This is a genomic window from Flavobacterium flabelliforme, assembly GCF_017948675.1.
Lineage (GTDB): Bacteria > Bacteroidota > Bacteroidia > Flavobacteriales > Flavobacteriaceae > Flavobacterium > Flavobacterium pygoscelis.
On the sequence record NZ_JAGFBU010000006.1, the window covers coordinates 72,642 to 97,658 of the forward strand.

The window sequence follows — 25,017 nt, forward strand, 5'->3', positions numbered from 1 at the left end:
TTTCAATTGATTGTGTTTTAAAAGTGAACACGTTAATAAACAACTCTTCGATTTCGCTTTTTTAAATAATGATGCCATAAAAGATACGTCGCAAAGGAGCGATAAGGACTCCATTTTTCAGCGTACTTTTCCATAGCCTCTTTATCGTGAATATCCAGTAATTCTTTTATAGTATTTACAACCGCAATATCTCCTAATGGTAATAAATCAGGCACTTGCAAACAAAACATCAGGTAAATATCAATAGTCCAATTGCCTATTCCTTTAATTTTTATAAGTTCCTGCCGAACTTCTTGCGCAGTTTTGTTTGGCAAACTTTCTAAATCAATTTCTTTATTTAAAATAGCTAACGCTAAAGCTTTTATATAACTCGTTTTTTGACGACTTACTCCAAAATTCCTAAAAACTTCATCCGAAACAACCGATAAAACTTCTGGAGTTATTGTTTTTTGACTGTCTTTTATTTTTAGAAATGTAGCTTTGGCCGAATCAATAGAAACTTGTTGCTCTAAAATTAGCAACACTAAAGTTTCAAATCCTTGCGGTCTTTTTGGAATTAAAGGCAATCCAAATTGATCAATAATTATCCTGAAAATCCGATCTTTTTCTGCGAGATAATCAAATGCTTCTTGCATAATCTGATTTTTTTTTTAAAATCATCTTAAATTTAAATAGCCTACATCCAATTCTTTTAGGTTTGGATGTAAGGCTAAAAATATCTGTATTAAAAATTAAATCCAAATGCGGCTTTAACTGTAAATCGATTGGTATCGGGAGTGTTGAGATAATTACCTCGCCAAGAAAAATCAACTCGGAATAATTTAAAAATATTCCCAACTCCAGCACTATATTCCCAATATCCCTTTTCTGGTGCATTATAGGATAATCCAGAAGCATTTATGGCTCTATTATCATCAGAAATACTACCATATACTCCTTTTACCGAAATTATTTCTCTCCAATTCAATTTACGCATAAACGGAATTCTAGAAAAAATCCTCCCTCCAAAATTATGGTTCCATTGTACAGTAGCATATTGATCTGAAATAAATTCATAATAATTTAAATTACTGAACGTATTTTCGATACTGAAAAAAGTTTGATTTCCTGGAATAACACTCATTAATCCTAAAGGAACAGTTCCAAAAGTTTTACCCAATTCCATAATAATATTAGAGCGTCCTAATGGACCAATAATAATTGGTTGTTTAAAATACAATTGCAATTTATCATATTGAAAGTCACTATCTAGCAAGCCTTTAAAACCATGACTGTAATTTACAAAAAATCGGCTGTAAGGACTATCTACAATTTCACGTTCTACCGCGTATCCAATGGTTCTCCTTTTGGGAGTATATTCAATTTGAAAACTAACTTCTGATTGTTTTACATCACTTTTAACAACACCATTAACTCTATCGGTATAATAATCTAAACTAAATGTAGGAGAAGCAGACTCCAAGGTACGGTACGAAAAACCTGTTTGAAAAGTTAAGTTTTTCACAGGCTCCATTTCTACTGCTATATTACTTAAATTAATATTGGTTAGTTTTCCATTATTTCCTGATGAGAATACAGAGGAAGAAGCACCGCTCCTACCCAAAATATCATAAGTCGCAGTCAAACTCGCACCGATTTGCTCGATGTCACGTCTATTTCCTCCTGATAAAATAAATCTATTTTTCTTATCGACCATCCATTTTCCAGAAAATCCGTATTTAAATTTATCATCTTTAAAACCATAAGCCGTATATCCTTGTATACGCCAAGTGTCATTAGTTCCAAAATAGGTTCTTCCTCCTGCTCGCAATCTTGCTCCTTCTACTTCATTGTAGCCAAATGTGGAAAAAATAGGACCGTAATCGAAATTACCAAATTGTACAAATCCGCTAGCAAGTACTTGAACAGAACTGTAAATTTGTTTGAATTTTTTAACGGTCTGCAAAGTATCAAGCATTTTATAGACCCCTAATTCATCTTTATTTAAATTTTCGAAACGATTTTCCTCCCAGTATTCATCCGACTTATTATAGACTTCAGGATCCTTATAATTTACCTCCTCTTTATAAAAAGCAATTGGTTTGACATTATTGAATTTATGATCTCTGAAATAGGTTGTTCTTTTTCCGTAAATCCCTTTAGACTTTTCTTTTTTGTTTAAAGCAAAGTCGGACATTAAATAATCTTTGGTTAACAAGAAAACTGAATCACTAACAACCTCAAATTCCTGCTCTAGATAGATATCTTTTACCCAGTTGATGTTGGCACTTTTGGTAACAGCCATATTGATTTTCTTGATCGCAAAAGTGGTATCGTTTACCCAAAAATCACCTTTAAAAGTTAATTCATTTTTACGTCTTGGATAAAATATAATATTATAACACCATTTGTTATCAATATAAGTACTGTCTTTTAGGATATAATTATAAACATCGATACCTGTTTTAGAAAGCGGGCTTGTAAAACTTTTGTCAAAAAAAGTTAAATAGTTATTATAGATATTATAATCAGAATACAAATCTTTTACAAAATTTAAAATTTGCTGATTTCCATTAAAACCTGATGTCTTGCTGGCTTTTAGTTTTTCTTTTATTTTTTTTAATTTTAAATCACCATAAACATCAGACAAGGCCTCGTTTACAAAAATGGGTAAATAGGTTTTTCCTGTAACTTTTGAAGTATCCATTTGATTAAAAATAAACTCCATTCCTTTAAAAAGCTTATTTTTCATAAAAGCACTGTCTATAGAATTCATATCAAATTCTATTTTTTCGTACTTCTCCATTTGATACTGATTGAACATGTACAATCCGTTTTGGCGTTTCTTTTCCCAAATTTTACGCAGTATATCAAGAGCAGGATTATTCTTTTTAGAAGTTTTACCAGTAAAAACAACTACTTCATTTAAACTCTCCGCTTCATTGAGCTGAATTCTCATATTATAATTAACCGCTTTAGGCAACACAATTTCCTTTTCAGAAAAACCTACAGAGGAAATCACTAAAGCCGAATACGTTTTTGGAGATTCTAAATAAAACAACCCATCTTCATTAGCAACAATTCCTTCACTAGAATTCTTAAATACTATATTAGCAAAGGGTATGGGCTGATTCATCTTGTCTAAAACAACGCCACCAGCTTTGGTCTGTGCAAAAACAGCACTTACCGAAACAAATAAAAACAACAGTATTACAATATTTTTTTTCATAATCGTTCCAAAAAAAAACTTCATCAAATAAATAATTGATGAAGTTTCAAATATAGTGAATTACAGCACTTAAATAATCAGAATTTAATGTTTCAATTATTAAATTTCAATCAAATTCAAATCTTTCAGTAGCTGTTATTTTTTATACATTACTTTCTTAACTGCTTTTATAACATCTTCTGAATTAGGCAACCATTCTTTCAATAATACTGGAGAATATGGCGCTGGAGTATCTGCAGTTGTGATACGTTGTATTGGTGCGTCAAGAAAGTCGAAAGCACGCTCTTGAACAATATAAGTAATCTCTGAAGCGACACTTGCAAAAGGCCAAGCTTCTTCAAGAACTACCAATCTATTTGTTTTTCTTACTGATGTTAAAATCGTTTCATAATCCATAGGACGAACCGTTCTTAAATCAATTATTTCACATGAAATTCCTTCTTTAGCCAATTCATCAGCAGCAATATGAGCTTCTTTTATAATTTTTCCAAAAGAAACGATTGTTACATCTGTTCCTTCACGCTTAATATCAGCAACCCCTAGAGGAATTGTATATTCGCCATCAGGAACTTCCCCTTTATCACCATACATTTGTTCCGATTCCATGAAAATTACTGGATCGTTATCACGAATAGCAGCTTTTAATAATCCTTTAGCATCATAAACCGTAGATGGAACTACAACTTTAAGCCCAGGAGTATTGGCAAACCAATTTTCTAAAGCTTGAGAGTGTGTTGCTCCCAATTGTCCTGCAGAAGCAGTTGGACCACGAAAAACAATAGGAACATTAAATTGACCACCTGTCATTTGACGCATTTTGGCAGCATTATTAATAATTTGATCAATACCAACCAAACAAAAGTTAAAAGTCATGTATTCTACGATAGGACGACATCCATTCATAGCAGATCCAACTGCAATACCGGTAAAACCTAGCTCAGCAATTGGAGTATCAATAACTCTTTTTGCACCAAATTCAGCAAGCATTCCTTTAGAAGCTTTGTAAGCACCATTATATTCTGCAACTTCTTCACCCATTAAGTATATGGACTCATCGTGACGCATTTCCTCACTCATCGCTTCGCAAATAGCCTCTCTAAATTGTATCGTTCTCATATTATTATGTTGTATGTGTCTATATTTTTCGAACAGCAAAAATAAATATTTTATATCACTTTAATGCATAAAAAATCCTAAATTAATTTTAGAACATTAGTTCTCCTTTTAAGATCTAATTGAAAACTCATAAAGCCTATAAACTACTTAAATTAAGAGGCACATTTAGCTCATTATAACCAACTGTCTAACATACAATAATAAGCCTACAAAGACTCTTTCAATATTAATGCTCCGAAAACGTAATAGTTAACAAAAAATATTATGCACGCATAGTATATTATTCAAATTAATATTTTAAATTTGTAAAAGAAATTAAAGAATAACTAAATATATACTTATGAAAATATTAGTTTGCATCAGTCACGTTCCTGATACTACTTCAAAAATTAACTTTGTCAATGGTGATTCTGAATTTGACACTAATGGAGTTCAATATGTAATTAATCCTAATGATGAATTTGGATTAACACGTGCCATTTGGTTTCAAGAACAACAAGGAGCAACGGTAACAGTTGTAAATGTAGGAGGACCAGACACGGAACCAACTTTAAGAAAAGCTTTAGCAATTGGCGCAAACGAAGCAATTCGTATAAACGCTACTCCTACGGATGGTTTTTTTGTGGCTAAGCAGTTAGCCGAAGTAATTAAAAACGGAGGATATGACATCGTAATTGCAGGAAAAGAATCTTTAGATTACAATGGAGGAATGGTTCCAGGTATGATAGCAGGAATTCTTGGATATAACTTCCTAAATTCATGTACAAACTTAACAGTTGACGGAACTAACGTAAAAGCAGTTCGTGAAATTGATGGTGGTAAAGAAACTGTAGCTACAACTTTGCCATTAATTATTGGTGGTCAAAAAGGATTAGTAGAGGAAAAAGACTTGCGTATTCCGAACATGAGAGGAATTATGACAGCAAGAACTAAAGCCTTAACAATACTTGAGCCAGTAGAGGCTACTGTAAATACTAAAGCGGTGAAATTTGAAAAACCAGCTCCAAAATCTGCGGTAAAATTAATTGCTGCTGATAATTTAGACGAATTAATCAATCTATTACACAACGAAGCAAAAGTGATCTAGATATTGGATTACAGAATTAGGACAAACGATTTTTGATTGCTAATGGCAAAAAAAATGTAAATTCCTTATTCAAATTCCTGAAATCTAAAATTACAATTCAAAAATCTAAAATCTAAAATCATCATGTCTATATTAATATATGCAGAATATGCAGAAGGAAAATTCAAGAAAGTAGCTTTCGAATTAGCCTCATATGCAAAAAAAGTAGCTGAAACATTAGGAACAACTGTTACAGCAGTAACTGTTAATGCTGGAGATGTTTCGGAATTATCAAAATACGGTGTGGATAAAGTTTTAAAAGTAAACAATGATAAATTATCTGGATTTACTGCAAAGGCATATGCTGATGTAATTAAACAAGCCGCACAAAAAGAAAATGTAAAGCTAGTATTACTATCTTCAACAACTGATAGTGTTTATTTATCTTCTCTTGTTTCCGTAGCGCTAGAAGCAGGTTACGCTTCAAACGTTGTTGGATTACCTGTATCAACTTCACCATTTCAAGTAAAAAGAAATGCTTTTTCTAATAAAGCGTTTATGATTACTGACATCACAACTGATGTTAAAGTTCTTGGATTAGCTAAAAATTCTTATGGGATTTTTGAAAATGCATCTACTTTGACAGAAGAAGATTTCAACCCAACCATTGGAGAAAATGATTTTGGTGTAAAAGTAGAATCTGTTGAAAAAGTTACTGGAAAAGTATCTATCGCAGATGCAGAAGTTGTAGTTTCAGCAGGACGTGGATTAAAAGGTCCTGAGAACTGGGGAATGATAGAAGAATTAGCTACTGTTCTTGGAGCAGCAACAGCTTGTTCTAAACCAGTATCTGATTTGGGTTGGAGACCTCACGGAGAACACGTAGGACAAACAGGAAAGCCTGTTGCAGCAAACTTATATATAGCGATTGGTATTTCAGGAGCTATTCAACACATTGCAGGAATCAACTCTTCTAAAGTAAAAGTTGTTATCAATAGCGACCCAGAAGCACCTTTCTTTAAAGTTGCAGACTACGGAATTGTAGGAGATGCATTTGAAATCGTACCTCAATTAATTGAAAAATTAAAGGCTTTTAAAGCGCATAACTAGTCGTTACAATAAAACAGTTTTAATGCTATCTAAAAATAAGATATTTGTATCTTTGCGTTTAGATAGCATTTTTTTTGCAATCTGTTTTTTTAAAGTATTCGGTAATTACCATTACAACATCTATGAGCTTAGTTAAATTATCTATAAAAGGAATTTCTTACAGTCAGACTCAAAACGGAGCCTATGCTTTGATATTGAATGAAGTTGACGGCGAACGTAAGTTACCAATCGTTATCGGCGCTTTTGAAGCACAATCTATTGCAATTGCCTTAGAAAAAGAGATAAAGCCACCACGCCCACTAACGCATGATCTTTTTAAAAATTTTGCAGAGCGGTTTGATATTGTTGTAAAACAAGTGATCATTCATAAATTAGTTGATGGAGTTTTTTACTCGAGTATAATTTGCGAAAGAGATAAAATAGAAGAGATCATTGATGCTCGTACATCCGATGCGATAGCTTTAGCATTACGCTTTAACGCTCCTATTTTTACCTACAAAAACATTCTTGACAAAGCTGGGATTTACTTAAAAACTAATCCTTTAGACCCAAACAAAGACACTCAAGAATTAGATGATGTTCTTTCCAATCCAGACACTTTTGGTCGTGAAGAAGAAAGCAATCAATCTGGACATACGTATTCTAAACATACGCTGCAGGAATTAAATGAATTATTGGATCAAGCTGTTTCACATGAGGATTATGAAAAGGCCGCCAAAATTAGAGACGAAATTTCTAAAAGAGAACTTTAATGGCTTTTTTTTAGTTTAAAAAAAGCAATATATAAAGCGATTTTTCAATAGATATCAAATTAAATACTACTACGTACCTACCAATAATATGAAACAATATTTAGATTTAGTACAGCATGTAATGGACAATGGTTGTCAAAAAGGAGACCGAACGGGCACGGGAACAAAAAGTGTTTTTGGTTACCAAATGCGTTTTGACTTGAGCAAAGGATTTCCGATGGTTACCACTAAAAAATTACATCTAAAATCTATTATTTATGAATTGCTTTGGTTCCTTAAAGGAGATACCAATATTAAATATCTTCAAGAAAATGGAGTGAAAATTTGGGATGCTTGGGCTGATGCCAATGGAGATTTAGGACCAGTTTATGGTCATCAATGGCGCAATTGGAATAGCGAAGAAATTGATCAAATCTCTGACTTAATTACAGAGTTAAAAAACAATCCTAACAGTCGTAGAATGTTAGTTTCAGCTTGGAATCCTTCTGTTTTACCAGACACTACTAAGTCTTTTGAAGAAAATGTAGCCAATAACAAAGCAGCTTTACCTCCTTGTCATGCGTTTTTTCAATTTTATGTTTCTGAAGGAAAATTATCCTGCCAATTATACCAACGAAGTGCTGACATTTTTTTAGGAGTTCCTTTCAACATTGCATCTTATGCGTTATTAACTATGATGATCGCTCAGGTTTGCGACTTACAACCCGGAGAATTTATTCATACTTTTGGCGATGCACACATTTACAACAATCATTTTGAACAGCTAGAATTGCAATTGTCTCGTGAGCCAAAACCATTACCTAAAATGATTTTGAACCCAGAGATAAAAAATATTTTCGATTTTGATTTCGAAGACTTTACTCTAGAAGGCTATGATCCTCACCCAGCTATAAAAGGAAATGTAGCCGTATAAAGTATTTTTTGTACAAAAAATTACTTTTCATTATTTTGAATTTTCAAAACATTTTCAATCCATTTTTGAAAATGAGTTTCTATTATTTATTAAATAAATAGAATAATGTAATGCAATAAAGTAAAAATTCAGTTTTTTGGTTGATAAATATAAAATCCTTAGTTCTATTAAAACCAATTATAGGCTTATCAATCCAAATTAAATAATCTTAAATCATTTCTGCAACTTCCCAAAATAAATTTTATCTTTATAAACTAAAATCAAATCGATGGAAAAAGAAGTACATGAACAATATGAATATGCCCGAAGAAGGATAAAGCAAAAAAAGAGATTATATTTCCATTTTGTCGTTTTCGTTTTAGGAAGTTTATTATTATTTCTTGGACATCAATTCTTAAATAGTAATGTAGTCTCTGACTGGTACCAATGGATAATTGCTGTATGGCTGTTTTTATTCCTTCTTCATTTTATAAAAATATTTATAACTGATCGATTCATGAATAAATACTGGGAAAGAGATCAAATTGATAGATTAGTAGCTTTACAACAAAAGAAAATAGAGCAATTAAAGTTAAAAATAGAGAGTGACGAACCTAATAATAGCATCTAATTATGATTACAATGATTGCGGCGGCGGGCGAAAATAATGCTTTAGGAAAAGATGGTAAAATAGTTTGGCACTTGCCCAATGATTATAAAAGATTTAGGAGACTTACAACTGGACATCATATTATAATGGGTCGTAAAACTTACGAGAGTCTTCAAAAACCATTACCTAATAGAAAGCATATCATAATTACAAGACAAAAAGACTATAAAGCAGAAGATTGCATTGTGGTTGACACGATTGAAAAAGCTTTAGAAGCATGTCCAAAAGAGGAAGATTCATTTATAATAGGAGGTGGAGAAATTTATACAATTGGAATTTCTTATGCTGACAAAATCGAACTAACTAGAGTTCATGGCAGTTTTGAAGCAGATGCTTATTTTCCTGAAATTGACAAAACAGAATGGAAATTAGAAAAATCTGAATTCAATAAAAAAGATGATTTTCATAAATATGAATACACCTATGAAACTTATCTTAGAGAATAAAACAAAAAAACATCCTTTGCAGGATGTTTTTTTTGACCAATGATTTAAGATACGAGTTACTCTTGAAAGTTAATTTGATAAAATAACATAAATATCACAAACACTAATAGCACTCCAGAAATGAAGGTTATCAGGTTTGCAACTCTTTGAGAGTACATCTCAAAAAAGCCTTTAATACCAAATACCACGAAGGTACTAAAGACGAAAAAAATTAAAATTTCCAAAAACAAATTTAATCCTAAGAACGTGTGTTGCGTTGTAAATAAAATACTGGGATGTAACACAGTATTCTCAAAAAAACTCACAAGAATAAATGAGATAATTAACGCTAAAACTATCCATTTAATTTGGCTCATTGTTTCTTTTTTAATCATTTAAAAGGTCTACTATTATTGTCACAAATGTGGATATTATAATTTGGAGTTACAATACCCACTTTTAGTGATATTTCTAACAATACCCCTTCATCCTGTTTAAATTATTTATTTTGAACCTATAAAAAAGTAAATCTCAACCCAAATTATTCTTCATTCTATTTCCTGAAACTCATTTTAAGTTTATGAAGATTACCTATATTTGTACAAATAAAAAAAATGTCTGAAAAAATAACTCCGTATAAAGATTCAGCCTTAGGCAAAAAAGAGCAAGTTGCACAAATGTTTGATACCATTTCTGGAAATTATGACAATTTAAATCGTGTCATTTCTTTTGGAATTGATTTGAAATGGCGCAAAAAAGTTTTGAATATAGTAAGCAAATCCAATCCCAAACAAATTTTAGATATTGCTACTGGAACAGGTGATTTAGCTATATTGATGGCACAAACTAATGCTGAAAAAATCATTGGTCTAGACATCTCCGCAGGAATGCTTGACGTTGGCAAGAAAAAAATTGCTTCAAAAAATCTTTCTAATACAATTGATATGGTTTTAGGCGATTCTGAAAACATGCCTTTTGATGACAATTATTTCGACGCTATAACAGTTGCTTTTGGGGTAAGAAACTTTGAAAACTTAGAAAAGGGTTTAAGCGAGATTTTAAGAGTTTTAAAACCAAATGGAGTTTTTGTAATTTTAGAAACCTCTGTTCCTGAAAAAACCCCTTATAAACAAGGATATAATTTTTACAGCAAAAATATTCTGCCAATAATAGGAAAATTATTTTCTAAGGACGATGTTGCTTATGGCTATTTATCCGAATCTGCAGCTGCATTTCCTTATGGCGAAGCACTGAACAATATTTTAAGAAAAATTGGGTTTATAGATGTAGTTGCGTTACCACAAACTTTTGGCGTTGCTACAATTTATTCAGCTTCTAAAAAATAATATGAAAAAAACATTTGCAATACTTTTTTTTCTGCTCCTTCTAAACGGATATGCTCAAGGTTCGAAAAACATCTTTAGCAAAGATCCTATCATAAATTTGGAAAACTTTCAACAAAAGAAAATCTATTATGGTTTTTATTTAGGATTCAATTCTTATGATTTTAAAATTGACTATAAAACAGAAACACCTGATATATTAGTCAAAAAAACAACGGGTTTTAATGTAGGAATTATTGCTGATGTAAAACTTCAAGAATACATAAATTTACGATTTGAACCCGGATTGTATTATACTAAAAGAGAATTGAACTTTCCTGCAAATCCTAATTTTACTAAAAACAGTGACGCGCTTAGAGAAGTTAACAGCACTTATATACACTTTCCTTTGTTGCTAAAATTTTCTTCTTTAAGAACCGGAAACATTCGGCCTTATGCTTTAGGAGGAGTTTCTGCTACGCTAAACTTATCTAGTAATGCAAAAATACTTGATGACAATTTAGAGCAACGTTTTAGAGTAAAATCCTGGACTCCTAATTATGAATTGGGATTTGGTATTGATCTCTTTTCAGAATATTTTATATTTTCGCCTTCTATTAGAGGTGTTTTTGGATTAAATGACGAACTTATTCGAGATAAAGATCCCAATAGTCCTTGGACTGGCAACATAGATTCGATGAAAACTCGTGCTATTTTCATCAATTTTACTTTCCACTAAAAATTATTAAGAATACTTTCAGTTAATTTCCTCGACTAAATTCACTCAAAATTATTGCCGTTGCTGTGGCAACATTCAAACTTTCTGTTTTTTGAAGACTTCCAAAACGTGGTATTGTAAGTCGGTTTTGAACTAATTTTTCGAGTGTCTCAGAAATCCCATTAGCTTCATTACCCATAATAATTATTCCTTGCTGTGGCAAAATAGACTTGTATATATTTTGACCGTTCATAAAAGTTCCAAAAATAGGCAATTGAGTCTGTTGCAAATAACTATTCAAATCCGTATAATTTACATTAACTCTAGCTATAGAACCCATAGTAGCCTGCACAACTTTAGGATTAAAGTAATCAACGGTCTCGTTTGAGCATACAATTTGCTGAATACCAAACCAATCACACAAACGCATTATGGTTCCTAAATTACCCGGATCCCGAATAGAATCGAGTACAACAATTAAACCTGTAGCAATAATTGATTTCTCTAAAGGCATCTTAAAAACTGCTAAACACGAATTTGGTGTTGCTAATGCACTGATCTTTTTTAAATCATTTTCGTCTATAATAGATTTATTATTATTAGAAACTTCTGGAAAATCATTTTGTGTAGAATACAAATGCTCCAATTCAAAATTAGAATCCAATAATTCTTGAATCCCTTTTACACCTTCGGCAAAAAATAATTTATTGGCATATCTATATTTTTTTTGCTGTAAACTCGTTATAAGTTTTATTTGGTTTTTACTAACCATAAAATAATGTACTTTTGAATTAAATATTTTAGAACACTTGAAAAAAACTTCCACAAAAATAACTGCATTTATTGTAATTGCAATACTAATTTCTGCATGTAACGCTGTAAAAAGAGTTCCAGCAGATAAATTATTGCTCACCAAGAATGAAATTAGTGTAAATAACAAAGCAATAAAGGAGGAAATTGTTTTTAATCAGCTGTATCAAAAACCCAATACAACTTTACTTGGCTATCGCCTGCGTCTAAATCTTTATAATTTAGCCAATTTAAACCCGGATTCAACATATCAGGCCAAGTTTAAAAATAATCCAGAAAAATACAAACGGTTATCTAAATGGTTATCTGAAAAACAAGTGAATCGTTTGGGACAATCTTTTTGGTATCACGGAATTCATGATTTTTTGATAAAAACGGGCGAGCCACCAGTTATTGTAGATAAAGAAAAGTCGAACAAATCCTTATTAAGGCTTAAATATTATTATTTTAACAATGGTTTTTTTAACGTAAAAGCAGCTTATCAAATTGATACTATAAACATTCAAAAAGCAAAATTAAAATACGATATTACATTAGGAAACGCTTTCTTTTTAGACACTATCAAAACTTCTATTACAACTCCAGTTTTAGATTCTTTGTACCAACGCAATAAATTCAATACTTTTTTAAAATCTGGAAATCAATATAAAACAGATGATTTTGAGAATGAAAGAAACCGTATAACAACGAACTTTAGAAATAATGGCGCTTATTATTTTCAGCCAAATTATGTGACTTTTAATATTGACACGATCAAAAAAGTAAATCAGGCCAACATCACTTTGATGATAAATAATTATTCCTATCAGGAAAAAGATTCCACTAAAACAGAACCATTTAAGCTATACAAAATAAGCGATGTAAATATTTACACTGATTATTCACCAAATAATAGCGGATTGAATATTAATGATAGCGTTTCCTATAAAAACTTTAATTTATACAGTCAGAAAAAATTAAAATACAAACCAAAAGCTATAACAGATGCTATTTTTATTTATAAAGGTGGAATGTATGCAGATTTCAGGACGGTATTAACAACACGTTATCTAAACAATCTAAAGATTTTTAATTATCCTTCTATTCAATATGAAGTAGACAAAAGAGATAGTACCGCCCAGTCATTAATCGCTAAAGTATATTTGACTCCGAGAAAAAAATATAGTTTTGGAACTACATTAGATGTAACCCATTCTAACATTCAAGACTTTGGTATTGGACTAAGTGTTTCTGAGACGATAAGAAATGTATTTAATGGAGCGGAAACACTTGAACTTGCAGCACGCGGAAACATTGGCTCCTCTAAAGATTTAGCCAATCCAAAAAACAATTTCTTTAATGTATCAGAATATGGAGTAGATTTAAAATTAAATATCCCAAGGATTCTTATGCCCTTTAACACGGATAAAATTATTCCTAAAAGTATGATTCCTTCTACTCTGATTACGGTTGGTTTTGCAAAACAAAGAAATATAGGTCTTGACAAAGAAAATTTTACAGGAGGATTATCATACAATTGGACTCCAAAAATAAATCATACCGCAAGATTTGATCTCTTAAACACACAATTTGTGCGAAATTTAAATCCTAGAAATTATTTTAATGTTTATAGTTCCTCTTATAGTGCTCTAAATAAAATTAGCAAGGCTTACAATACAAATCCTTCCTATTATGACGATGCAGTAAACAGGGATTTACTTATTGAGCAGGGAACTCGCGGATTTACAAACGATGTCCTTTCTGGTAGTGGTATTTTTTTAAAACCTTTGGAACCTGCTGATTATGAATCTGTAAAAAGTATTGAAGAAAGAAGACTTAGACTAACGGAAAATGATTTCATCTTAGCGACAAGTTTCACTTTTTCAAAAACGACAAAGAAGGATTTAAAAGATAACGATTTTTATCTTTTCAAAACTAAGATCGAATCTGCTGGAACCATCTTATCCGCTTTTGCAAATGTTACCAATCAAAAGAAAAATACGAATGGCAACTATGATATTTTTAATTTAGAATATTCAGAATATGTAAAAACAGAATTTGATTATATTAAGCATTGGGATTTATCCAAAGAAAATATTATTGCTTTCCGTTCCTTTTTTGGTATTGCAATTCCGTTTGGAAACTCCAATTACATTCCGTTTTCTAGAAGTTATTTTTCTGGAGGATCAAATGACAATAGAGCTTGGCAGCCTTATAGTTTAGGTCCAGGAAGCAGCGGTGGTCTTGATGATTTTAATGAAGCTAATATGAAAATTGCTTTAAGCGGAGAATATAGGTTTAAAATTGCTGGAAGTCTAAAAGGCGCTATTTTTGCTGATGCAGGTAACATTTGGAACGTGTTAGATAATGTAAAAGACGAAAAGTCAGTTTTTAAAAATTTTAGCAGTTTAAAAGATATTGCTGTAGGTTCTGGTTTTGGATTGCGCTACGATTTAAGTTTTTTCGTGATTCGATTTGATTTAGGATTTAAAACGTATAATCCAGGCAAAGAAATGAACGAAAGATGGTTTAAAGAATATAACTTTTCTAAAGCCGTTTTAAATTTTGGAATAAATTATCCATTCTAGTCCTAATTAATTCTTATTTTTGCAAGACTAAAAACTAAACAAACTAAAACAAGTACAATGGCACACAACATTAAACCAGGCGTAGCTACCGGAGATCAAGTACAGGAAATTTTTAATTATGCAAAAGAAAAAGGATTTGCACTACCAGCTGTAAATGTTACTGGCTCAAGTACTGTAAATTGTGTTCTTGAAACTGCTGCAAAACTAAATGCTCCTGTTATCATTCAATTTTCTAACGGAGGAGCGCAATTTAATGCTGGAAAAGGACTTTCAAATAAAGACGAAAAATCAGCAATCGCTGGTGGTGTAGCAGGTGCACTTCACATTCATGCTTTAGCAGAAGCCTATGGTGCAACTGTCATATTACATACGGATCATTGTGCAAAAAAATTATTACCTTGGATTGATGGATTGTTAGATGCTTCTGAAGCCCATTTTGCTAAAACTGGAAAACCATTGTATTCTTCACACATGATTGACCTTTCTGAAGAGCCAATCGAAGAAAATATAGAAATCTGTAAAACCTATTTAGCAAGAATGAGCAAAATGGGAATGACACTAGAAATCGAACTTGGTATTACAGGCGGTGAAGAAGACGGTGTTGATAATTCTGATGTTGATAGTTCAAAATTATATACACAACCCGAAGAAGTAGCCTATGCTTACGAAGAGCTTTCTAAAATAAGTCCAAGATTTACTATTGCGGCTGCTTTTGGAAACGTTCACGGTGTTTACAAACCAGGAAACGTAAAATTGACACCTAAAATTTTAAAAAATTCTCAAGATTTCGTTCAAAATAAATTCAACACTAAAAATAATCCAGTTGATTTCGTTTTTCATGGTGGATCAGGTTCTACATTGGAAGAAATCAGAGAAGGAATTAGCTACGGAGTTATAAAAATGAATATCGATACTGATATGCAATTTGCATATACAGAAGGAGTTCGCGATTATATAACAAAGAATATCGATTATTTACATACTCAAATTGGAAATCCAGAAGGAGACGATGTACCTAACAAAAAATATTACGATCCAAGAAAATGGATTCGTGAAAGCGAAATCACGTTCAATACAAGACTTGAACAAGCATTTGCAGACTTAAATAATGTAAATACACTATAAAAAAAGTAGGCAGCGTTCTGTTTATTATTAATCATTTATTAAAAAAATGATTATACAATACTGAAAAACTGAATACTAAACATTGGATTACTGAACACTGAATACTAGAAAAATGGCTTGGTTTAAAAGAAAAGAAAAAGGGATTACTACTGCGACTGAAGACAAAATGGATATTCCAAAAGGACTTTGGTACAAATCTCCTACTGGAAAAATTATTGATGCCGATGAACTTGCTCGCAATTTATTTGTAAGTCCAGAAGATGGTTTTCACGTTAGAATTGGAAGCGCTGAATATTTCCAAATTTTATTTGACAATAATGAGTTTGTTGAATTAGACAAAAACATGACTTCTAAGGACCCTTTGAATTTTGTTGACACTAAAAAATATGGTGATCGACTTAAAGAGGTAATGGAAAAAACAAAATTAAAAGACGCAGTACGTACAGCCGTTGGTAAATCTAAAGGAAAAGATTTAGTGATTTGCTGTATGGATTTTGCTTTTATTGGAGGTTCTATGGGAGCTGTAGTGGGTGAAAAAATTGTAAGAGGAATAGATCATGCTATTAAGCACAAATTACCTTTTGTAATGATTTCAAAATCCGGTGGAGCACGTATGATGGAAGCTGCTTATTCGCTAATGCAATTAGCAAAAACTTCTGTAAAACTGGCGCAATTAGCTGATGCCAAACTTCCTTATATATCTCTATGTACAGATCCTACAACAGGAGGAACTACTGCATCGTACGCAATGTTGGGAGATATTAATATTTCTGAACCAGGAGCTTTAATAGGATTCGCAGGACCAAGAGTAGTAAGAGACACCACTGGAAAAGATTTACCAGAAGGTTTTCAAACCGCAGAATTTTTATTAGAACACGGTTTTCTAGATTTTATTACTCCTAGAAAAGAACTTAAAGACAACATTAATTTATATATTGATTTGATTCAAAACAATGATATAAGATAATCAAAACATAATCTTTTAAACAAAAAAAATCTCGATAATTCGAGATTTTTTTGTTTAAAAGATATAATGTATTTTAAAAATCAGGATCAAGAAACTATTTACTTTTTAAAAAAAGAAATCATGATATCTTGTTTTACCTTTTTTTGTTCTTTTCGAACCACTATAAAAATGATATAAGTACAAAATGCTGTAACAAATGCTAGTATGTAATTAAAAGTCCAATTGGTATTATAATCATAATTTTGCACAATTGTCAATCCTGTTTTAGAACTAAATACATGAGCAAAACCATAACTCATTTGAAAAGTCGACATAAATAAACCTTCTAAGTTTTTATGACTTCTGTTCATCACAAAACTACTTGCAAAAGCAAAGGTTAACATATTACCAAAAGACATTAAAAACATAAAGACCCAAAACACCCACGGTTGATGAACTAAATAGAGCAAAAGATAGGAAGCTCCTATTAATAACAATCCTAGCATTATAGCAACCAAATCGGTAATTTTATTTTTTTGCACAAAATTAACTACAGCAAGTTCAAAGAGTATAAATACAACACCACTAAAACCTAAGAACATTCCTGTATCAAACTCCGTTAAATTATAAGCTTCTTTATGATAAATTGGAACAATAGAGAAAACTTGAAAATAAAGATACCCTGTGATTAACGCAATAATCCAATTCATTACAAAAGGAACATCTTTGAAAGGTGCAAATTTATCTTTTATTACATCATTTAATTCCAGTTTATAAAGTAACTTTTTCTCTCTAACAAAAATTAAAAAAAACACTACAGAGATAATAGAGGTTAAACCATCAACAATAAATAAAGTGTTGTATTCTGAATTCATGATTAAAATACCTCCTAATACGGGTCCTACGATAAGTCCCACATTAGTAGCCATTCTTAATAAAGACAAAGCTCTCACTCTAGATTCACTAGTTACATAATCGTTTATACTTACCATCATTGCAGGTCGATACATATCAGCAACTGCAGTCAAAAGGAAAACAGAAATACACAATAATTCAAAAGTAATTGCAAATTGAAGCGAAAGTAATACTACACCACTAGCAAACAAGCTAAAAGCCATTACTTTATACGCACCAAAAACATCAGATAACTTTCCGCTTAAAAAAGTACCGACAAGAGATCCAACTCCAAAGCAAACCATAATCCACCCTATTTGTGAATAACTTAAGTTTAGCTCCTCTTTAAAGTATTTGGACAAAAAAGGAACAACTACAGCGCCAATTCTATTGACAAGTGTAATTAAAGCAAGAATCCATATTTCTTTTGGAAAATTTTTAAAATTTCCTAAATAACGGTTAAGCATTTTTTAAATATATTTAAAAGGCGTGTACTTATTAAAATTTTATAACTGTATTAGTTACCAAAGAATCTTCCGAAAAAACTTTTTTTAGTTTCTTCAACTTCTTCAGTAGTAGATTCTAACTCCACTTGTTGATTTAAATCATCCATCATTAATTTTGTAATTAATTCTACATAATCAAGATTATGATCTTCTAGATAACCAATTAAGTATTTTTCGCTCCCTTCTATTCCGCTTACTTCTTCAATTTTATATAGTTTTTTATAAAGCTCATCCACTTTTTTTACCACACCCGGAGAAACGGCTTTACGACGGGCTACGTATTTTAAAATTTTTGCATCATCACTTACAACATAATCAAAATCAGTAATTACCCAGTAATATTTTCCTGATTTGGCTAAGTTTTTAATAACACCATGAAATTTTTTACGTTTTGAAATATTATCCCACAAGACTTTAAAAATTACTTTGGGCATATCTGGATGACGGATAATATTATGAGGTTGCCCTATTAGTTCTGATTCATCATATCCAGAAACTGATGCAAAAGTCTCATTTACATATTCTAAGCTTCCGAATAAATCGGCTTTACTAACAATAGTTTGAGTTTCATCCCACTTAACAGGTTGATCAATTGGTGTTGGACGTTTTTTATCCATAATATATTTTTTAGTATTAAAATTTTAAAAATTAGAAATTTATAGGGAATTTATTCACTATAAAAAGTAGAATATTGTTTAATAGATTTTCTTTACTTTAGTAGAAAGATCCGTTATATAAGATATCAACCATGCAATTTGACCTTCTTTAGCAAAATATAATTTTTTACTATTAATATCTGGTATGGCTTCTAAACACACCAATAATATATTACTACCAGAAATTAAATATTTTTGAGAATAGGTCTTTAAAACTTTATCAACATCTTCATCAGTTTTAGCTAGGTCTTCAAATTTGCGGAAGTTATTTTTTAAAATAGCATCATAATTTATCACATCTTCTAACTTAAATTGACTGAACGCTTCTTTAGTAACCCCTTTGTATAGCGTGTAAAAAGCCCAAACGGCACCTCCAGACAGGTATACTTTTTCTTTGCGTAAAGCTTGAGGTTTAGATTTATACATAGCATCAACTTGTTCCCTTAATATCGGCAAAAAGCTGAATGACCTAGAATTATATTCCCCAATATCTGTACTATTCGTTTTTTTAATAATACTTTCTGTAAGGGTTACACTTCCATAATTAAGACTTAATGGAAAAAATATAAAAGCATTATTATTAAGTACATCGATATAACCACCTTTAGTATTACCTCCTCCTATATCAAGGATCATAGAGTTTTTATAATCTACTGGAGGAACACATCCTTTTAAGAGCATTTTGCCTTCCATTTGAGCATCGATAAATTCAAGATCTTTGCCTGTGGCAGCTTTAACCTTATCAATAAGTATTTGGGTATTATTAGCCATAGCCACACCAGAAGATCCTACTATAAAAATATTTGCCTCTGGAACCTTCATCTCTATCATAATTTTCCTGTAATTATCAGAAATAATTTCAATAGCTTTATTCATGTTTTCCTCAGTCATATTCCCTTCAGTAGAAATACCTTTTGCTATAGCTACATTTTCTGTCCAATAGGATTTAACATTAATATTTCCTTTTTTAATATTGAACACGTCTATAACAGACATTTTGATTCCTTTACTTCCAATTTCAATTCCAGCAAAAATATTTTCTTGTGAAAAAAGGAGCGCAGGCAGAAGTAACACTAAAAAAAGTGTGAAGTTGAGTTTAAAAATTTTCATTTTTTAAGTTTTATTTTATCAAGAATTATTCAATTTTTGAATTTAATTATCTTGAATTTGACAAATAAAACACTTTGACTTTTGAGATTAAAAGAGAGCGATTTTCGTAAATTTAAAGCAAATTATTACTGTAGGTTAGCAACGAAATCACTAGTGTTTTGGGGCCGCAAAAGTACAAAAAAAACCAATAATTTCGCCCTATAAGCATTAAAAGAAATAATAGCAAATTAGCCAACACTTCAATCATTTCATAAGCAATCTATTAAGCGAAATTATTTTTAACAATTAACCCAAAAAACAACTAAACCTTATAGCAAAAAAACCGCTATTCAAATAAATTAATAAGAATTTATTTATTCGCTAAAGAAATATAAACGATTTATTTAAAAGATATTTTTGAATAAAATTCATTAAAATGATTCCAACTAATAGACTTTTTAATTATTTTGAAGTTTCAAAAAAAACTTCAAAATAATTAAAAAGAGTTACAGTAGTATTTGAATCATAAAAAAATTAAATTTGCTACTTAAACTTTTTATAGATGTCAGATTTTTTAAAATTATTTGGAGAAAATATTTCAAAGGAAATGCCTGGATTTGTTGCATTAAGTGTTGTAGATGTAAAAAGCGGTAATCTTTATTACTCAAAAAGAAACGACAACAAATTTGATATAGAAAGTGCTTCAAAATTTGCATTAGAAATGATTAGAGCACAATTGAACGCCAATGACTTTTTAAAGCAAAAACAGAATATTGATGACATTACTATTACATTGACAAATCAATTTCAGTTTTTAAAAATTTCACAAAACAATAGTTACTTTATCTATCTAATTGCAGATTCCTCTAAGGCAAATTTAACTTTCACAAAAGCTATTCTAAACAAGCAAGTAGCTCAAATTTCGAGCATATTTCACATTTAATGAAATAAAAATTAGGGTTTAAAAAAAAATGATTGGCAACATCTCTAAAGAGTACTTTTTTATAAAAATTACATTCCGGTTCTAATAGCTTCTACTGGATCTAGTTTAGACGCTGTAATAGCAGGCAAAATTCCAGATATCAATCCTATAGCTGCAGCTAATCCAGTTCCTAGAACTACATTTCCCATACCAAGAACAAATTCAAAATCCAAAACATTGGTCAAAATCAGAGAAATAATCCAAACTAATAATAGCCCGATTACACCACCAATTACAGATAAAATAATAGCTTCAAATAAAAACTGAAATAAGATAAATTTATTTTTGGCTCCTAATGATTTTTGAATTCCAATTAGATTGGTTCTCTCTTTTACAGAAACAAACATAATATTAGCAATACCAAAACCACCTACCAAAAGAGAAAAACCACTAATAATCCATCCAACCACATTCATTTGACCTAAAATACCGTCGATAAGGTCTGTAAAACCTGAAAAAACATTGATGAAAAAATTATCTATTTCACCAGCTTTCAAACCTCTATAGCTTCTTAATTTTTGTGACATTTCGCCTTTGTAAGCCTCCATATCTACCCCTTTTTGGGGTTTAAAAATAATAACATTCGTTAAGGAAGTATTGTTGTCGCCATACAACTGTCTCACAAAATTCACAGGTATGTAGGCAGCGGTATCATTACTATCACCGAACAATCCTGAACCTTCCTTTTTTATCACGCCAATTACTGTAAAACGTTTTCCATACAAACGCACATTTTTCCCTATAGGATCAAAATCATCAAATAAAGATTTAGCAATTTCATTTCCAAGAACAATAACCGTAGCTCCAGAATTAGCTTCTGATTCATTGTAAAAACGACCTTTTTCAAATTCTAATCCTTGAATATCAATAAATTCATGAGAAACAGGAATAATTTTTACATCACTTACTGTTTTAGAATCATATTTTATAGACTCACTTCTAGTAAAAATTTGATACGCCATTTGATCCGTATTGGTCATCGCCCCTTTCATGTAAGTATATTCATCATACTTTACATTAGGAAATTGCTCTCTTTTCCATTGAGGAATATCCGATGGACCAAAAGAAAACTTCATCAAATAGATTGTGTTTTTATCTAAACTACTTAAGTCTTTTGTTATTTTCCTGTCTAAAGAATCTACTGCAGCCAATACTGCTATAATCGAAAAAATACCAATAGTCACTCCTAACAAAGAAAGTAAGGTCCTTAATTTATTATTTTTTAATGCATTCATTGCAAAACCGAAACTCTCACTTAATAATCTAAGGTAAACTAGCATACAATCTGTTTTGTGTTAAAGTAAAATTCCATAAATATTAATCAAAATCCTAATGAATAATCAATTCGTTAAAGTCCCAATCCATTATTTTAGTACTCCTTATATAATAGCTGTAAAAAAATACAATTATCTCGTTTTCAAATGGCTTAATTTTAACATTAAAAAACTATTTTTGCACTTGATAACAATAACTACATAATGAACACTACTAAAACAATTCAATCAGCATTAATCTCTGTATTTTCTAAAGAAGGATTAGAACCTATAGTTAGACAACTAAACAGTCAAAATGTTACACTTTATTCAACTGGAGGAACCGAAAATTTTATCAAAAATCTAGGAATTCCTGTCATTCCTGTTGAAGATGTTACGTCTTATCCCTCTATTTTGGGTGGTCGTGTTAAAACATTACATCCAAAAGTTTTTGGCGGAATATTAAATCGTCAAGATAATGAAAGCGATGTACAACAAATGCAAGAGTTTAATATTCCTCAAATTGACTTGGTCATAGTTGACTTATATCCTTTTGAAAAGACAGTAGCTTCTGGAGCAAGTGAGGCAGATATTATTGAAAAAATTGATATTGGTGGGATTTCATTAATTCGTGCTGCAGCAAAAAACTTTAAAGATACCGTAATTGTTTCCTCTGTTGATCAATATGCTTTACTATTGGATTTAATTACAACGCAAAATGGCGCCACAACATTAGAAAATAGAAAATTGTTAGCTACAAAAGCATTTCATGTATCCTCTCATTACGACGGAGCTATTTTTAATTATTTCAACACTGATGAAACCATTTACAAAGAAAGTATTGCTGACGGTCAAGTTTTAAGATATGGAGAAAACCCACATCAAAAAGGATTTTTCTTTGGTGATTTTGAAGCGATGTTCAAAAAAGTTCATGGAAAAGAATTGTCTTATAACAATTTATTAGATGTTGATGCAGCAGTGAATTTGATCAATGAATTTAAAAATGACGGACCTACTTTTGCCATTTTAAAACATAATAACGCTTGTGGTTTAGCTACAAGAAAAACAATTAGTGAAGCATACAATGCAGCTTTAGCTTGTGATCCTACTTCCGCTTTTGGAGGTGTCTTGATTTCTAACACTAAAATAGATGTTGCTACTGCTACAGAAATAAACAAACTTTTTTGTGAAGTGGTAATTGCTCCAGAGTATGATGAGGAAGCAAAAACCATCTTAGAAGAAAAGAAAAACAGAATAATCTTAATACAAAATACTGTTGAATTACCTAACAAACAAGTTAGAACTTGCTTAAACGGACTTTTAATTCAAGAAAGAAATAACATTACTGACAATAAAGAAGCTCTAAAAACCGTTACAGTAACAACTCCTACGGAACAAGAGATTCAAGATTTGATATTTGCGTCTAAAATATGTAAAAACACAAAATCTAATACGATTGTTTTTGCAAAAAACGGAACACTTATATCATCAGGAACTGGACAAACTTCAAGAGTAGATGCATTGCTTCAAGCAATAGAAAAGGCAAATAACTTCGGATTTGATTTACATGGTGCCTCGATGGCTAGTGATGCTTTTTTTCCTTTTCCGGATTGTGTAGAATTGGCTAAAAAAGCAGGAATTACAGCTGTAATTCAGCCTGGAGGTTCGATTAAAGATGAATTAAGTATTAATTATTGCAATGAAAATAAACTTGCAATGGTATTTACAGGAACGCGTCATTTCAAACATTAATTTGTTTAACTTTGCATGCTATTATTTATTATAACTTTTAACCCTTAAAAAACTTATGGGATTTTTTGATTTCATGACCGAGGATATTGCGATAGACCTTGGTACCGCTAATACTTTAATCATACATAATGATAAAGTTGTAATTGACAGCCCCTCTATAGTTGCTCGCGATAGGGTTTCGGGTAAAATCATTGCTGTAGGTAAAGAAGCCAACATGATGCAAGGTAAAACACATGAAAACATTAAGACCATAAGGCCTTTGAAAGATGGTGTAATTGCTGACTTTGATGCTTCAGAAAAAATGATAAGTATGTTTATAAAAAGCATACCTGCATTAAAGAAAAGAATGTTTACACCTGCGTTACGAATGATAGTTTGCATCCCTTCTGGAATTACAGAAGTAGAAATGCGTGCTGTAAAAGAATCGTGCGAACGCGTAAATGGTAAAGAAGTATATTTGATTCACGAACCTATGGCTGCGGCCATTGGTATTGGTATTGATATTATGCAACCTAAAGGAAACATGATTGTTGATATCGGTGGTGGAACAACTGAAATAGCGGTAATTGCTTTAGGTGGAATTGTATGTGACAAATCAGTTAAGATTGCTGGTGATGTTTTTACAAATGACATAGTATATTATATGCGTACGCAACACAACCTTTTTGTTGGAGAAAGTACTGCTGAGAAAATAAAAATACAAATTGGTGCTGCTATAGAAGATTTAGAAACTCCACCAGAAGACATGTCTGTTCAAGGTAGAGATTTACTTACCGGTAAACCTAAACAAGTTGAAGTTTCATATAGAGAAATTGCAAAAGCATTAGACAAATCTATTCAGCGTATTGAAGATGCCGTAATGGAAACTTTATCTCAGACTCCACCAGAATTAGCTGCTGATATTTACAATACTGGTATTTATCTTGCAGGAGGTGGATCAATGCTAAGAGGTCTTGACAAAAGAATTTCTCAAAAAACAGATTTACCAGTTTACATTGCCGAAGATCCTTTAAGAGCAGTAGTTCGAGGAACTGGAATGGCACTTAAAAATGTAAACAAATTTAAAAGCATTCTTATAAAATAACAAATAAATTCTAAATTCTAAAACTTGTTTAAAGTCTTTAGAATTTAGCATTCAATTTTAAATTTATTTAAATA

Annotated in this window: 22 protein-coding genes; 14 read left to right on the plus strand and 8 right to left on the minus strand. The window is 31.2% G+C overall.

The window, feature by feature from the left end; translation table 11 throughout:
- Positions 1–32: 32 nt before the first annotated feature.
- The 3 genes from J3S90_RS13670 to J3S90_RS13680 form a co-directional block, all read right to left on the minus strand.
- Complete coding sequence (locus J3S90_RS13670; protein ID WP_210646662.1) at positions 33–635, minus strand: DNA-3-methyladenine glycosylase family protein; 603 nt, start codon at positions 633–635, stop codon at positions 33–35.
- An 89-nt stretch (positions 636–724) separates the two neighbouring features.
- Positions 725–3,208 carry a DUF5686 family protein gene (locus J3S90_RS13675; RefSeq protein WP_210646663.1) on the minus strand — a complete coding sequence of 828 codons (2,484 nt, stop codon included), beginning with the start codon at positions 3,206–3,208 and terminating at the stop codon, positions 725–727.
- 135 nt (positions 3,209–3,343) lie between these two features.
- A complete protein-coding gene (locus J3S90_RS13680; protein ID WP_188051342.1) occupies positions 3,344–4,324 on the minus strand; it encodes a pyruvate dehydrogenase complex E1 component subunit beta in 981 nt (326 codons plus the stop codon).
- 340 nt (positions 4,325–4,664) lie between these two features.
- Between J3S90_RS13680 and J3S90_RS13685 the strand changes: the two genes are divergently transcribed.
- The 8 genes from J3S90_RS13685 (at position 4,665) to porT (ending at position 11,300) form a co-directional block, all read left to right on the plus strand.
- Positions 4,665–5,411: an electron transfer flavoprotein subunit beta/FixA family protein gene (locus J3S90_RS13685; protein ID WP_210646664.1), complete on the plus strand. Its 747-nt coding sequence runs from the start codon at positions 4,665–4,667 to the stop codon at positions 5,409–5,411.
- Positions 5,412–5,534: 123 nt separating this feature from the next.
- Positions 5,535–6,500, plus strand: a complete 966-nt coding sequence (locus J3S90_RS13690) for an electron transfer flavoprotein subunit alpha/FixB family protein (protein WP_210646665.1) — start codon at positions 5,535–5,537, stop codon at positions 6,498–6,500.
- A gap of 122 nt (positions 6,501–6,622) precedes the next feature.
- Positions 6,623–7,252, plus strand: a complete 630-nt coding sequence (locus tag J3S90_RS13695) for a bifunctional nuclease family protein (protein WP_188051345.1) — start codon at positions 6,623–6,625, stop codon at positions 7,250–7,252.
- Between the two features lie 88 nt (positions 7,253–7,340).
- Positions 7,341–8,165, plus strand: a complete 825-nt coding sequence (locus J3S90_RS13700) for a thymidylate synthase (RefSeq protein ID WP_210646666.1) — start codon at positions 7,341–7,343, stop codon at positions 8,163–8,165.
- 268 nt (positions 8,166–8,433) lie between these two features.
- Positions 8,434–8,775: a 2TM domain-containing protein gene (locus tag J3S90_RS13705; RefSeq protein ID WP_210646667.1), complete on the plus strand. Its 342-nt coding sequence runs from the start codon at positions 8,434–8,436 to the stop codon at positions 8,773–8,775.
- A gap of 2 nt (positions 8,776–8,777) precedes the next feature.
- Positions 8,778–9,260 carry a dihydrofolate reductase gene (locus J3S90_RS13710; protein WP_210646668.1) on the plus strand — a complete coding sequence of 161 codons (483 nt, stop codon included), beginning with the start codon at positions 8,778–8,780 and terminating at the stop codon, positions 9,258–9,260.
- A 593-nt stretch (positions 9,261–9,853) separates the two neighbouring features.
- The gene (gene ubiE / locus J3S90_RS13715) at positions 9,854–10,585 is read left to right on the plus strand and encodes a bifunctional demethylmenaquinone methyltransferase/2-methoxy-6-polyprenyl-1,4-benzoquinol methylase UbiE (protein ID WP_188051349.1); all 732 of its coding nucleotides are present in this window, start codon (positions 9,854–9,856) and stop codon (positions 10,583–10,585) included.
- Between the two features lies 1 nt (position 10,586).
- A complete protein-coding gene (gene porT / locus J3S90_RS13720; protein ID WP_188051350.1) occupies positions 10,587–11,300 on the plus strand; it encodes a type IX secretion/gliding motility protein PorT/SprT in 714 nt (237 codons plus the stop codon).
- 22 nt (positions 11,301–11,322) lie between these two features.
- Here porT and J3S90_RS13725 read toward each other — a convergent pair whose 3' ends face one another.
- Positions 11,323–12,051, minus strand: coding sequence for an RNA methyltransferase (locus J3S90_RS13725; RefSeq protein WP_210646669.1), 729 nt, complete (start codon positions 12,049–12,051; stop codon positions 11,323–11,325).
- Between the two features lie 37 nt (positions 12,052–12,088).
- Between J3S90_RS13725 and tamL the strand changes: the two genes are divergently transcribed.
- The 3 genes from tamL (at position 12,089) to accD (ending at position 16,748) form a co-directional block, all read left to right on the plus strand.
- On the plus strand, positions 12,089–14,656 hold the full coding sequence (gene tamL / locus J3S90_RS13730; RefSeq protein WP_210646670.1) for a translocation and assembly module lipoprotein TamL: 2,568 nt from the start codon (positions 12,089–12,091) through the stop codon (positions 14,654–14,656).
- 57 nt (positions 14,657–14,713) lie between these two features.
- Positions 14,714–15,781: a class II fructose-bisphosphate aldolase gene (gene fbaA, locus J3S90_RS13735; RefSeq protein WP_188051353.1), complete on the plus strand. Its 1,068-nt coding sequence runs from the start codon at positions 14,714–14,716 to the stop codon at positions 15,779–15,781.
- A gap of 112 nt (positions 15,782–15,893) precedes the next feature.
- Positions 15,894–16,748: an acetyl-CoA carboxylase, carboxyltransferase subunit beta gene (accD, locus tag J3S90_RS13740; protein ID WP_188051354.1), complete on the plus strand. Its 855-nt coding sequence runs from the start codon at positions 15,894–15,896 to the stop codon at positions 16,746–16,748.
- Between the two features lie 98 nt (positions 16,749–16,846).
- On the opposite strand, the gene J3S90_RS13745 is transcribed toward accD, so the two are convergent.
- The 3 genes from J3S90_RS13745 to J3S90_RS13755 all read right to left on the minus strand — a co-directional run bounded on the left by J3S90_RS13745 (position 16,847) and on the right by J3S90_RS13755 (position 19,893).
- On the minus strand, positions 16,847–18,088 hold the full coding sequence (locus J3S90_RS13745) for an MFS transporter (protein WP_210646671.1): 1,242 nt from the start codon (positions 18,086–18,088) through the stop codon (positions 16,847–16,849).
- 50 nt (positions 18,089–18,138) lie between these two features.
- Positions 18,139–18,744, minus strand: coding sequence for a PAS domain-containing protein (locus J3S90_RS13750; RefSeq protein ID WP_210646672.1), 606 nt, complete (start codon positions 18,742–18,744; stop codon positions 18,139–18,141).
- A 78-nt stretch (positions 18,745–18,822) separates the two neighbouring features.
- Positions 18,823–19,893, minus strand: a complete 1,071-nt coding sequence (locus tag J3S90_RS13755) for a Ppx/GppA phosphatase family protein (protein WP_210646673.1) — start codon at positions 19,891–19,893, stop codon at positions 18,823–18,825.
- Positions 19,894–20,434: 541 nt separating this feature from the next.
- Between J3S90_RS13755 and J3S90_RS13760 the strand changes: the two genes are divergently transcribed.
- Positions 20,435–20,815, plus strand: coding sequence for a hypothetical protein (locus J3S90_RS13760; RefSeq protein ID WP_210646674.1), 381 nt, complete (start codon positions 20,435–20,437; stop codon positions 20,813–20,815).
- A gap of 68 nt (positions 20,816–20,883) precedes the next feature.
- Here the strand turns inward: J3S90_RS13760 and J3S90_RS13765 are convergent, their stop codons facing one another.
- Positions 20,884–22,134 carry an ABC transporter permease gene (locus J3S90_RS13765; protein ID WP_188051359.1) on the minus strand — a complete coding sequence of 417 codons (1,251 nt, stop codon included), beginning with the start codon at positions 22,132–22,134 and terminating at the stop codon, positions 20,884–20,886.
- Positions 22,135–22,332: 198 nt separating this feature from the next.
- Between J3S90_RS13765 and purH the strand changes: the two genes are divergently transcribed.
- Positions 22,333–23,859 carry a bifunctional phosphoribosylaminoimidazolecarboxamide formyltransferase/IMP cyclohydrolase gene (purH, locus tag J3S90_RS13770; protein WP_210646675.1) on the plus strand — a complete coding sequence of 509 codons (1,527 nt, stop codon included), beginning with the start codon at positions 22,333–22,335 and terminating at the stop codon, positions 23,857–23,859.
- Between the two features lie 55 nt (positions 23,860–23,914).
- Entirely contained in the window at positions 23,915–24,943 is a 1,029-nt protein-coding gene (locus J3S90_RS13775) for a rod shape-determining protein (RefSeq protein ID WP_188051361.1), read from the plus strand.
- The last annotated feature ends 74 nt before the right edge of the window (positions 24,944–25,017 follow it).